We start from the raw sequence: 12,598 nt of genomic DNA on the forward strand, positions 1-12,598 counted from the left end.
CTTCCGGTCACACCCGGTGATGATACCTTTGTTGCTGCGCACATAAATATTCCTGTAATATTTTGACCTCTTTTCTTGGCTTTGTTGGATCACAGGGTATGGCAGAACAGGCTTTGCAGATCAATCCGCTTGCACGTGGCATTGCCACCACCATCCTGCAAGGTTTCAATCGGCACTTTGAAATTTTTCAGCGGATTACCGCAGGGGCTCGCCAGCGTTTCGAGGATGCTGACTGGTTTGCCGTGCAACTGGCTTCCCGCGAACGCATCGTGCTGTACGATCAGCGTATTGCAGAAACCATGACCCTGATCCGCGACCTCTACCAGATCAAAACTATCGACCCGGATTTGTGGCGGGAAGTCAAATACTGCTACATGCGCATGTTGCTGGATCACCCACAGCCGGAACTGGCAGAAACCTTCTATACCTCGGTTTTCTGTCGCCAGTTCCCGATCCAGTATTACAACAACCAATACATTTTCATGCGCAGTTCGATTTCCACCGAACATATTGATTCTGAAGAAACCAGCTACGTTGCCTATTACCCCGGCACTACCGGCCTGCGTGAAGCCATTATCAGCATCCTGCACAATGCCGGTTTCACCCTGCCCTTTGAAAATCTGGAACGTGACTTGCGCAACATTTACCGCGCCATCGTCAAATACTATCCGGGGCGCACCAAGCGCAAAGCCCAACTGAATTTCCAGCTTTCGGTCATTCGCCATGCGTTTTTCCGCAACAAGGCTGCGTACCTTGTCGGGCGCATGATCAACGGGCGCGAGGAAGTCGCCTTTGCCCTACCTATCCTCAACAATGAACAGGGCGGGTTATACATTGATGCGCTGATCTGGGGAGAAAAGCAGCTTTCGGTGGTCTTCAGCTATTCACAAGCGTATTTCATGATGGAACATCAGGTTCCGTCTGCCGTGACCACTTTCCTGCAAAAGCTGATGCCACGCCGCAACATGTCGGAACTGTATTCCGCCATCGGTCTGCACAAACAGGGCAAATCGGCGTTTTACCGCGACTTTCTGCACCATTTGAAACATTCCAGCGACCAGTTTGTGATTGCACCGGGGATTCGCGGGATGGTGATGATGGTGTTTACTCTGCCGTCCTACCCTTACGTGTTCAAGATCATCAAGGACAAGTTCGCCCCACAGAAAGAGTTCAGCCGTCAGGTCGTCGAGGAAAAATACCAGTTGGTCAAGCGCCATGACCGTGTAGGGCGCATGGCAGACATGCTGGAATACTCCAATGTGTCCCTGCCTGTTGAACGTTTCAACCCGACGTTGTTACAGGAATTGCAGGATACCTGTGCCAGCAGCATCAAGCATGAAAACGGCAACATTATCTTCCACCACATCTATCTGGAACGGCGCATGATCCCGCTGAACATTTTCATCGAAACAGCCGACGATGAAACCCTAGAGCGCGTCATCGAGGATTATGGTACTGCCATCAAACAACTGGCGGGCGCGAATATCTTCCCAGGCGATTTCCTTTACAAGAACTTCGGGGTTACACAACTGGGACGGGTGGTGTTCTACGACTATGACGAAATTACCTACATGACGGAATGCAACTTCCGCAAGATCCCCCCCCCACGCTTCCCGGAAGACGAATTCAGTTCTGAACCGTGGTACTCGGTGGAGCCGAACGATGTGTTCCCGGAAGAATTCGGCACATTCCTGCTGGCGACACCGAAAATTCGCAAGATTTTCCTCAAGTATCACCGCGATTTGCTGGATTACCGCTACTGGAAAGGCAAACAGGACAAGATCAAGGCTGGCGAGTACGAAGACGTTTTCCCCTACCCGCAAGAGCTACGCTTCAAACGCTGAAATGTTACACCAGCCACTGCCGGGCGCATGTCCCGGCAGCTAGGCGTCATCAGCGGTATTCAACCAGTTCCGCTAGCGGCTGGCGCAGGCGTGAGGTCTGCTCCCCTGCACGGTAGCCGAATGCCACCACCACCGCCACACCGTATTGCGCTGTATCCACCCCCAGCACTTCCTCTACCCCGGCTTTGGAGAAACCTTCAATCGGGCAGGAATCAATCCCCAGACTGGCAGCACCGGTCATCATGTTGGCAAGCGCGATGTAGCACTGTTTGGAAGCCCATGCAAACGTGTTCATATACGGGGCAATTTCGCTGGCATTGTGAGCCGCATAACGCTCCAGATACGCCTGTTCCGCCTCGACTGGCAAGCCACGCCGACCGAACAGTTGCTTCACGTAAGTACTGCCCGGTTCTACCGCTGCGCTTTTCGCCAGAATCACCATCACATGGCTGCTGTCGGTAATCTGTGGCTGGTTCCAGCATTGCTCACGCAGTTTCTCGCGCAGTTCCGGGGTTTGCACTACCACGAAACGCCAGTGCTCCATACCAAAGGAAGACGGCGACAAACGTCCGAATTCCAGAATCTGCTGGAAATCAGCCTCGGCAATCTTCTGCTGCGGGTCGAATTTCTTGCAGGCATGGCGAAAATTCATCGCTTGCAGGAATGGCTGCATGGTTAAAACTCCTTAACTTAAACCAGTCTGGTAAATGCGCTACAGTATAGCCAAGCGTCACACATGGAAACAGGTAGAATGATAACGGGATTGTTCAAAGGTTTTGGTTACATCTTCACCGGGCTATCGCTCATTACGCAAAAAGGTATCCGCCCGTTTGTGCTGGTTCCGCTGCTGATCAACACGGTGCTGTTTGCTGGCGGCATCTGGCTGGCAAAGTCGCAACTGGAATACTGGATGGCGCACCTGCTGCCAAGCTGGTTGAGCTGGCTGGAATGGCTGCTGTGGCCAATCTTTGCGGTACTGATTTTCTTTGTGGTGTTTTATGTGTTCACCCTCGTTGCCAACATTCTTGCCGCCCCTTTCAATGCGGTACTGGCGGAAAAGGTCGAAGCCCGTCTGAATGGGCAACCCATCCCCGAGTTTGCCGGGTACAAAAGCCTGCCCGCGCTGATCACCCGCACCTTCCGCAGCGAACTCAGCAAACTGTGGTACATGGGGAAATGGTTCGTGCTGCTGCTGATCCTGACCGTGATTCCGGGCGTGAACATCGTCGCACCGGTAGCGTGGACACTATTCGGCGCGTGGATGTTGGCGATTGAATACGCCGACTACCCGATGGGCAACCACAACCTGTTTTTCAAGGATGAGCTGGCAGCATTGAAGAAAAACCGTGCGGAAGCCTTGGGATTTGGCTGGCTGCTGTCGTTGATGACGGTAGTGCCCGTGCTGAATTTCCTGTCAATGCCGGTGGGAGTAGCAGGTGGCACAGCACTGTGGGTGAAAAAACTCTCAAAAACCGTCTAGTGCATCATCACATCAATGAAATGGGGTTTGGCTGCAATAATGACATCTAGAACTACGAAGGTTATTACACATCGGTGTTTTACTCCTACTTTGCCGCATTGGGTCTGGCTATGACGCTGGAAGACATCACCAATCTGGGGCGCATTGACATGACCCTGAAGTTCAACCGCCAGATCTATATCTTCGAGTTCAAAGTGGTGGAAATCGCACCAAAGGGCAAGGCATCGCGCAATATCGTTGGCTTTGAGGTAGAACAGGGATGAATTCCAGCACGGCTGACTTCTGGCAGAGCGTCATCGGCGCAGAGTTCACCAAACCCTACATGCTCACCCTGAACCAGTTCCTGCAAGCCGAAGCCGCTGCTGGGAAACTGATCCTGCCGCCTGCGGAACAGCGCTTCAACGCACTGCAAAGCACGCCGCTGGAACAGGTCAAGGTGGTCATTCTCGGTCAAGACCCCTACCCCACGCCGGGTCATGCCCACGGTCTGGCGTTTTCGGTGCAAGCTCACGTTAGCCCTTTGCCGCGTTCGCTGCTCAATATCAACCGCGAATTGCAAGACGACCTCGGCATCGACAACAGCCATACCGGCTGCTTGCAAGCATGGGCAGGGCAGGGTGTTTTATTGCTCAATACCGTACTGACGGTGGAAGCAGGCAATGCGGGCAGTCATCAGAAACGCGGTTGGGAAACCTTCACCGATAGCATCATCCAGGCCGTTAGTGCCCAAGCCCAACCCGTGGTATTTATCCTGTGGGGCAATCATGCGCAGAAGAAGGCGGATCTGATTGACGGCAGCCGTCATTGCATCATTACCAGTGCGCACCCGTCACCCTTGTCGGCACGACGTGGCTTTTTTGGCAGCCGTCCGTTTTCCCGCACCAATGCGTTTTTGCAAGCCAATGGCAGGACGCCGGTCAATTGGGCGCTGCCTGCACCAGAACAAACCCCAAAGCTGGTATGAAACCTGTGTAGTGTTGGCATGTTAATGTTTAGAAGTGCCGCATCCATGCAGCAATATCTGGCTTTCATGCCGTTCAAGCTCATTTCTCAATTAGACAATCCTGCTATGCGTTCCTGCGTCGTCAGGGCAATCTTGTTGCGCAGGTAAACCGGCTGGGCATTTTCCGGCAGCACCGCCCTGCCCGCTCGCCATGCCTCAACCGCCAGCGGCAACATGAATTCGGCAGCAGGCAGGGAGTCTGTGTCTGTTCCAACAATTTTGTCGGCAAAGCGTACCTGCAAAGCCTCGGCATAAGCTGACCAACCATGCCCGATGGCAAACCAACCCTCAGTTTCCGGTACTGGCGTATCGGCTGGTGCACAAACCTGCTCCGCCCCTTGCAATACCATCAACCCGGACTGCATGGCGTATTGCCCCCAGTAAACTTCACCCATGCGGGCATCCAGCGCTGCCAGCACCTGGGTTGTACCGTGCTGCACGTATACCTGCTGCGCCAACGCCGCTAGCGTGGAAACCGGGATCACCGGCTTGTCCGCCGCCATTGCCAAGCCTTGCGCCACCCCAATGCCAATGCGGATGCCGGTGAACGCCCCCGGCCCACGCCCGACGGCAATCGCATCCACATCCTGCAAGCGCAGGCCAGCCGCTGACAGCACCTTGTCCACCATCGGCAGGATCAGTTGGGTATGCGCCCGTGGCGTCAGTTCAAATTCGCTGAAGGTTGCACCATCCGCATAAACGGCGGCAGAACAGGCTTCGGTTGATGTATCAAGCGCTAGCAGTTTCATTCAGGGTTCCAGCAAAAAACCGTTCTACAATCTCCAGCTTCTGAGTACGCGGCATACGCGGCAAGCTGTCGAGGAAAATTTTTCCGTAACTGCGGGTACGCAGACGGACATCACAAATCATCAGCACCCCCCGGTCACTTTGGTCACGGATCAAGCGCCCGACACCCTGCTTGAGGGTAATCACTGCCTGCGGAATCTGGTATTCGGCAAACGGATTACCGCCGCGCTGGCGGATTGCATCCAGCCGCGCTTCCATCACCGGGTCATTGGGGGCAGCAAACGGTAGCTTGTCGATGATCACACAACTCAAGGCTTCACCGCGCACATCCACGCCTTCCCAGAAACTTGCCGTCCCCAGCAGCACCGCATTGCCGAGATCGCGGAAACGCTCAATCATGTCACGCTGCGGTGATTCACCCTGGATCAGTAGCGGATATTCGATCCGCTCCTGCAACAATTCCGCCGCTTCATTCAGGGCTCGGTAGCTGGTGAACAGCATGAAGGTACGCCCGCCACAGGCATTGATCACCGGAATCGCCGCCTCCACCAGCGCCGCCACAAACCCGCCATCTTGCGGCTCCGGCAACCCGGCAGGCAGGTACAGCAACGAATTGCGCCAGTAATCAAACGGGCTGTCGAGTTGCAGGGTAGTGGCCTGATCCAGCCCCATACGCTGGCTGAAATGCTCAAACGACTGCCCTACCGCCAGCGTAGCCGAGGTCATCACCCAGCTACACGGCAATTCATCCATGCACTTCTTGAACGGCACGGCGACATCCAGCGGCGTGGTGGTAATCGCAAACCCACGGGTGAAGGTTTCAAACCATTGCACCGTGTCGGGGGGAGGATTGTGCAAGCGTTGCAGCCGCGCCTGCTGTTCCTGCAAACGCTCATAGCAGGACTGCAAGCCCTTGCTGCGCTCGGCGGCGTGTGCCAGCAAGGCTGCCAGTTCTTCCATGCTGTCTTGCAGGGTCTGCAAATGCTCGATAATGGCGGGTTTGTTGCGCAGGCGTATCCACGGTGCACGTTGCCCCGGTATATCCATTGCCAGCCGCAAATCCAGCACCGACTTTTCCAGCTTGTCGAGGAATTCGCGCAATTGCGGCATGTCGGAGGCACTTTCCAGCACCTCCACCAATGTGTCGCGTTTCCAGTCGTGTAACTGGCGGCTACTGAGGGTGTCGCTGAAAAAGCTGGAAGCGATTTCCGGCAACTGGTGGGCTTCGTCCAGCACCACCACATTCGCCAGTGGCAGCAGTTCGCCGAAGCCTTCTTCCTTGAGCGCCATGTCAGCAAAAAACAGGTGATGGTTGACCACTACCAGATCAGCCTCCTGCGCAGCACGGCGGGCTTTGACCACGTAGCAGTCCTGATAGTCGCCACACTCCGCACCCAGGCAATTTTCAGTAGTGGATGTGACCCGCGCCCAGATTTCAGCGTCATGCGGCACGGCAGACAGCTCGGCAATATCACCCTTACTGGTCAGTTCCGACCAATCGCGGATACGTTTCAGCCAGGTGACACTCTTGCGGTCGGGCAAACGACCTTCCGCCAGCGTGGTGTTGAGACGGTGGATACACAGGTAATTGGCACGACCCTTGAGCAGGGCGGTTTTGCTGGCACTTTTCAGCGCCTTGCGCACCAGCGGCAAATCCTTGTGGTAAAGCTGGTCTTGCAGGGTTTTGCTGCCGGTGGAAATGATCACGCGCTCGTCGCATAGCAAGGCCGGGGCGAGGTAAGCAAAGGTTTTGCCCACCCCCGTACCGGCTTCAATCACGGCAGTGCCCTGCGTTTGCAGGGTTGCCTGCACTGCCGTCAGCATGGATTGCTGCTGCGGGCGTGCCTGGAAACCATCAATCAGGCGAGCGAAAGGGCCTGCCTCGCCCAGCAAATCGACCATTTCCAGTTCAGGCTGCATATCGGCAACAGTACTAACGGAGTTGCGATTGATAGTACTCAGCCTTGCTCGCCATGCTGGCAGCCTGCTGGTCGTTACCCTGTCGCTTGTGCAACTCGCTTAGCTTCAGCCACAAATCAGGGTTGTCAGACTCGATACGCAAGGCACGCTCAACCGTAGCGGTGGCAGTTGCCAATTTCCCTTGGTCAATTTCGGTATCTGCCTGTTTGATCAGGGCACGCACCGCTGGAGAGGCGTCATATCTAGCGGAAGGTTTGACTTCAAGAACTTCCGGCTCACCTTGCTGTTGTAGCGGGCTATCCCCCTGACGGTGTTGCAGCACTTCAACTACCGGAGCAGACTCCTTGGGCAACGGCAAAGTACGGCTAACCGGTGCTGGCTTCTGCACAGGCACTACCGGTACGGCAGGGCGAGTTTGTACATAAGTTGTAGCGGGTGCTACCGGTCGCCCGGCCTGCACGCGCTCGGGCAAGACATTCGGATTAGGGGTACAAGCAGACAACAGGCTGCTGCCAGCCAGGACAAACAGCCAGGTGGAATAATTGTTCAGTTTCATTTTCATAGGCTTTATTGCATCAAGTTATCAATCCAACTGGATGGATTTCGGGGCGCAGGAGCACCACTAGGGGCGGGTACTCCGGTTGGTGCTCCTTCCACAGGCACGCCGCCTGCTGGCACAGCTTCAGGCGGCGGCGCACAGTAATGGGTTTTCTGCGGCTGGGTTCCCTTGATAAATGGCGTGGATACTGCCGTTCCACACGCAGGGTTGGCACGCAAACCACTGGTTGGGTCAATGTCTACCCATACCAACCGGGAGGAATTATTCTGCAATGGCTTGGTTGGCAACACCCGGAACAGGTCTGCCCACACTTTCAATGCACCAGTACCACCCGTCATGTTGGTCGGCTTGTTGTCATCCCGCCCTACCCAAACGGTAACAACGTGTTGCCCAGAGAAACCGGCAAACCAGCTATCTTTCTTATCGTTGGTTGTACCGGTTTTACCGGCGACCTTTTTCCAGCCAGGCAGCACACTAGACAACTCTTTCGCTGTCCCTTCCACCGTTACCCGATGCAAGGCATAGGTAAGCAAATCAACTGCTTCGGGGTTAGCGACCTGCTGTACCGTCAGGGGATAACGGGTCAGCACCTTGCCTTGCAGATTCATGACACTGCGAATGGCTTTCAGCGGCGAATAAGAACCACCCGAGGCTATGGTCTGGTACATTTGCTGCACGTCAATGGGAGCCATTTCCAATGCCCCCAGCAGGATGGAAGGGTACTCGGGAATTTTGGTGCTGACACCCAGCCCATGCAAGGTGTTGATCACCTTGTCCAGGCCTACATCCACCCCGATCCGTACTGCCGGGGTATTGCGTGACAGAGTCAGGGCTTTCAGCACAGTGACATACCCCATATGACTCTGATCATAGTTGCCGGGTTGCCAGTACTTGTTCCTGTCAATCTTGACCGTGACTGGGCCATCACTGATGCGGGTTCCCAGATTGTATTTCTGCTTGTTTTCCAGTGCTGCCAGATAAATAGCAGGCTTGACCAGCGAGCCAATCTGCCGCTGGGCTGTCAGCGCCCGGTTGTAACCGGCGTAACGCACATCGCGGCTACCCACCAGCGCCATAACCTCCCCGCCCTGGGTACTGCTGACGATGAGTGCACCATTCAATTTGCCTTTTTTGATCCCTTGGGAGCGTTCCAGTTGCGCCACCCGTTTTTGCAAAATGGCTTCTGCGGTCAACTGCACAATGGGATCCATTGCGGTGAAAATCATCAGACCGGCACTGCGAACATCTTCTTCCTTGTAGTCACGCTGCAACTGCTGACGTACCAGATCGAGATAGGCCGGGAACGGTGAAGCCCCGGAAGGTTTGGCTTCGCTCACTCCCAGCGGGCGCTGAATGGCATTAGCATATTCAGCCTGATCAATCACCTGTTCCTGATACATGACCTGCAACACCAGATTGCGACGCTCCAGTGCCCGCTCAGGGAAACGGCGCGGGTCGTAGTAACCAGCACCTTTGGCAAGGCCAATCAGCAAGGCAATCTGGTCAGATTTCAACTCAATGACCTGCCGGTTGAAATAGAACTGTGCTGCCAGCCCAAAGCCATGGATGGCACGGTCGCCGTCCTGCCCCAGATGGATTTCGTTCAGATAGGCTTCGAGGATGTCTTTCTTGTCGTAATGCAGTTCCAGCAGGAAAGCCATCATGGCTTCCTTGAGCTTGCGCTGCCAGCTACGTTCATTGGTCAGGTAGAAGTTTTTCACCAATTGCTGGGTCAGGGTACTACCACCCTGCACCGTGTGCCCTGCCTTGAGGTTGGCAATCACCGCCCGCCCGATTGCCAACGGGTTGACCCCTTGGTGTTCGTAGAATTTCTTGTCTTCAACCGCCAGCAGACCCCGGATCAGCAAAGGAGAAACATCCGACTGCTTGACCAGTACCCGATCTTCGTTGTGGCGTGGGTAGAAATTGCCGATCAGTACCGGTTCCAACCGCATCAGGTTCAGAGGACTTTTGCCATCCGAGTAGCCGAGTGAAGCAATCTTGCCACTCTGAATGTTAATTTTGACACTGCGGGCAGGTTCCATGTCATCAGCAAAGCGGAACCCTCGGGTATTGATCATGAAATCATCGCCCTTGCGGCGATATTGCCCTGTTTCGATGGGTTCATCGACCTTGCGATACCCCAACAGCTTCATTTCCTGTTCCAGATGGTCAGCAAACACCTGCTGGCCTTCGTACATGTCCAGCGGGCGGGCAAACACCCGCGCAGGCAACTCCCAGCGCCGCCCTTCAAACTGGGCACGCACCTTTTCATCCAGTTGCATGGTGTAGACCAACCCTACCAGCAACCCCAATACCAGTACTACAAGGAACAGAATACGGAACACGCGACCAAACAAGGCCAAAACAAACCATAATCCCTTGAAAAATCGCGTAAAAAACGATTCCTGTTGTGTTTCCTGACCAGCTTCCTGACTCAAGTTAGTTTCCTGCTATGATTGTATTTTCAGGCCACGACGAGGTACTTCATGTCCCTTGAAATCTCTGACACCCTGCTGGAGTCGATGCGCAACCCCGCATTTTATCCTCATCCTGTGCATACTATACAAGTAATCCACACGCACATATCGACCGTTTTCCTGACTGGCGAGTTCGCTTACAAGATAAAAAAGCCTGTCAACTTCGGCTTTTTGGATTTTACACAATTGGCTGAGCGGAAACATTTCTGTGAGGAAGAATTACGCCTCAATCGCCGCCTTGCCCCCGAATTGTACCTGGAAGTCCTGCCTATTTTACGCATGGGCAATATTTGTCATTTAGGCACAACCGACACGCCCGAGGATGATCCTCACATAGCCGAATATACAGTCAAAATGTGTCAGTTCAACCCGGAGCAACAACTGGATCAGCTTCTAACCAAACACGCTTTACCAGCCACCTGTATCGACGCGCTTGCCAGCCAGATTGCCAGCTTCCATCAGGGCATCGAAACCGCCCCAACTGACAGTCGCTTCGGCTTGCCGGAACAGGTATTACGCCCCATGCAACAAAATTTCGACCTCTTGCGTCAGCACCTGCAAGAGCCTGATTTGCTGAAGCAACTGGACACACTGGAAAACTGGACACAACAGACATATTCCCGCCTATACACCACCCTGCTGCAACGCAAACAGGACAAGCACATCCGCGCTTGCCACGGTGACATGCACCTGGGGAATATAGCCCTGGTTGCAGGCAAAATCACCATTTTCGATGGTATCGAATTCAATGACGACCTGCGCTGGATTGATACTGCCAGCGAAATAGCCTTTTTGGTCATGGACTTGCAGGATCGTAACGCTTCTGAACACGCCCGGCGTTTGCTGAATATTTATCTGGAAATCAGTGGTGATTACAGCTTGCTACAGGTGCTGGATTTTTACCGGGTTTACCGGGCGCTGGTTCGTGCCAAAGTCAACGCCCTACGCCTTGCCCAACAAACCGATCCGACTGAACGCCACACCACCATCCATCACTGCCAGGCCTATTTGCAACTTGCGGAAAGTTACACCCATGCCAGACAGCCTGCCCTACTAATTACCCACGGGCTGAGCGGCTCCGGTAAATCGAGAGGCTGTCGCCAACTGGTGGAAACGCTCGGTTTCATCCAGATACGTTCCGACGTGGAACGCAAACGCCTTGCCAGCATGGCAGCGACTGAACGCGATACTGGCAAGCCAGATACGGGCATTTACAGCAGTGACATGAGTCAGCGTACCTATGCACGGCTGGCAACACTGGCAGCCGACATTCTTCGCAGCGGCTATCCGGTGGTGGTAGATGCGACGTTCCTGCACCGGGAACAACGCCAGTCATTCCAGGCACTGGCACAACAGCAGCGGGTGGCTTTCCTGATCCTGCATTTCAGCGGTTCGCAGGCACAACTGGAAAGCAATATCCTGCGCCGCCAGCAGGCCAATACTGACGCTTCCGACGCCGATATTGCTGTACTGCACAAACAATTAGCCACTTACAAACCATTGCAGGCAGACGAACCTTGTGTAACAGTTCCCACCAGCGGGTGTTTACCAACCGACACAATATTGGCACGCTTACAGCGCCTGCGAAGCAATCAGGAGTAAAAAATGCATTTCAATCCAACATCATTACGCTGGCTGGCAACACTCTCGGTCGGCCTTTCCACAGTGACTTTTGCTGATACCAAACTGACCTACACCGATACGGGTGTTGGCCCACAGGAACGCAAGACCGTCATCCAGATTCATGGCGACAAGGTACGTATGGAAGAAGCCGACAGCGGCATCTATACCCTGTATGACAATGGCAAGAAAGCCCTCTTCACGGTCAACACCAAGACCAAGCAGTTCATCGAAACCACACCGGACAAAATCCGTGAACGCATGAGCAAAGTGGTTGAAATGCAAAACCAGTTCAAGGAAGAGATGAAAAAGCAAATGGCCTCCATGCCAGAAGATCAACGCAAAGTGATCGAAGAGCGCATGAAACAGGCCGAAGAAGCCATGAAAGCTGCACCGCCAGCCATGAAAATGGAAAAGACCGAGCGCAAGGAAACCGTCCAGAACATAAGTTGCACCATTTCCACCGTCAAAATGGCTGACCAGGCTGTACGTGACGTGTGTATCGCAGGCAGCGATGCCATGGACAGCAGCGACCACCAGATGCTTGTCACTATGTTTGAATACATGGATGGCATTGCCGCCGAATCTGCCAAGGTGCAAGGCATTACCCCACCTGCGGAAGGCTCTGCCGCTGTCCACAAGGAAGGGCTGGCACTGCGCATTCAAGGGCTACCGCAAGGCCCGCGCAGCGAGCTGACCGGCATCAGCAAGGATGCGCTGAAAGACGATGATTTCAAGGTTCCAGCCGACTATGCGGTATTTGAACCGAGCATTGCTCCACCACCGCCAGCGCAATCAGCCCCACCTGCACCGACAGGAGCAGCTCCGGCAGGCGCACCACCTGCTGGCAATCCAGCACCAGCACCGGCTCAGGCTCCGGCTGCTTCACCAGCACCAGAAGCTGCACCGCCAGCCGCTAAGTAACCTCCTTTGTGCCCCCCTTCC

General features: G+C 54.5%; 10 protein-coding genes and 1 pseudogene. 6 read left to right on the top strand and 5 right to left on the bottom strand.

Annotation, left to right across the window (positions count from 1 at the left end):
• Positions 1-98: 98 nt before the first annotated feature.
• Positions 99-1,844 carry a bifunctional isocitrate dehydrogenase kinase/phosphatase gene (gene aceK / locus B2U47_RS15565; RefSeq protein WP_296675081.1) on the top strand — a complete coding sequence of 582 codons (1,746 nt, stop codon included), beginning with the start codon at positions 99-101 and terminating at the stop codon, positions 1,842-1,844.
• Between the two features lie 49 nt (positions 1,845-1,893).
• Here the strand turns inward: aceK and B2U47_RS15570 are convergent, their stop codons facing one another.
• Positions 1,894-2,517, bottom strand: coding sequence for an NAD(P)H-dependent oxidoreductase (locus tag B2U47_RS15570; RefSeq protein ID WP_296675078.1), 624 nt, complete (start codon positions 2,515-2,517; stop codon positions 1,894-1,896).
• A gap of 78 nt (positions 2,518-2,595) precedes the next feature.
• Here B2U47_RS15570 and cysZ point away from each other — a divergent pair, with 78 nt between their 5' ends.
• The 3 genes and pseudogenes from cysZ (at position 2,596) to ung (ending at position 4,288) form a co-directional block, all read left to right on the top strand.
• On the top strand, positions 2,596-3,324 hold the full coding sequence (gene cysZ, locus B2U47_RS15575; RefSeq protein WP_296675076.1) for a sulfate transporter CysZ: 729 nt from the start codon (positions 2,596-2,598) through the stop codon (positions 3,322-3,324).
• Positions 3,325-3,374: 50 nt separating this feature from the next.
• Positions 3,375-3,587: pseudogene (locus tag B2U47_RS15580) on the top strand (PD-(D/E)XK nuclease domain-containing protein); the annotation flags it as partial.
• Entirely contained in the window at positions 3,584-4,288 is a 705-nt protein-coding gene (ung, locus tag B2U47_RS15585; protein ID WP_296675073.1) for a uracil-DNA glycosylase, read from the top strand. The pseudogene B2U47_RS15580 and the gene ung, both read left to right, overlap by 4 nt.
• Positions 4,289-4,374: 86 nt before the next feature.
• On the opposite strand, the gene tsaB is transcribed toward ung, so the two are convergent.
• Genes tsaB through mrcB form a run of 4 tightly spaced genes read right to left on the bottom strand, consistent with a single transcriptional unit; the run spans position 4,375 to position 9,994 of the window.
• Positions 4,375-5,076 (bottom strand): tRNA (adenosine(37)-N6)-threonylcarbamoyltransferase complex dimerization subunit type 1 TsaB, encoded by a 702-nt coding sequence (gene tsaB, locus B2U47_RS15590; protein WP_296675070.1) that lies wholly within the window; start codon positions 5,074-5,076, stop codon positions 4,375-4,377.
• Positions 5,057-6,994, bottom strand: a complete 1,938-nt coding sequence (locus B2U47_RS15595; RefSeq protein WP_296675067.1) for an ATP-dependent DNA helicase — start codon at positions 6,992-6,994, stop codon at positions 5,057-5,059. Before B2U47_RS15595 ends, tsaB begins: the two co-directional genes overlap by 20 nt.
• 13 nt (positions 6,995-7,007) lie before the next feature.
• Complete coding sequence (locus B2U47_RS15600) at positions 7,008-7,556, bottom strand: tetratricopeptide repeat protein (RefSeq protein WP_296675064.1); 549 nt, start codon at positions 7,554-7,556, stop codon at positions 7,008-7,010.
• Between the two features lie 5 nt (positions 7,557-7,561).
• Positions 7,562-9,994, bottom strand: coding sequence for a penicillin-binding protein 1B (gene mrcB, locus B2U47_RS15605; protein WP_296675060.1), 2,433 nt, complete (start codon positions 9,992-9,994; stop codon positions 7,562-7,564).
• Between the two features lie 48 nt (positions 9,995-10,042).
• Between mrcB and B2U47_RS15610 the strand changes: the two genes are divergently transcribed.
• Positions 10,043-11,635: an AAA family ATPase gene (locus B2U47_RS15610; RefSeq protein WP_296675058.1), complete on the top strand. Its 1,593-nt coding sequence runs from the start codon at positions 10,043-10,045 to the stop codon at positions 11,633-11,635.
• 3 nt (positions 11,636-11,638) lie between these two features.
• Complete coding sequence (locus B2U47_RS15615; RefSeq protein ID WP_296675055.1) at positions 11,639-12,577, top strand: DUF4412 domain-containing protein; 939 nt, start codon at positions 11,639-11,641, stop codon at positions 12,575-12,577.
• The last annotated feature ends 21 nt before the right edge of the window (positions 12,578-12,598 follow it).

It is taken from the genome of Thiothrix sp. UBA5583, assembly GCA_002425225.1.
GTDB lineage: Bacteria > Pseudomonadota > Gammaproteobacteria > Thiotrichales > Thiotrichaceae > Thiothrix > Thiothrix moscowensis.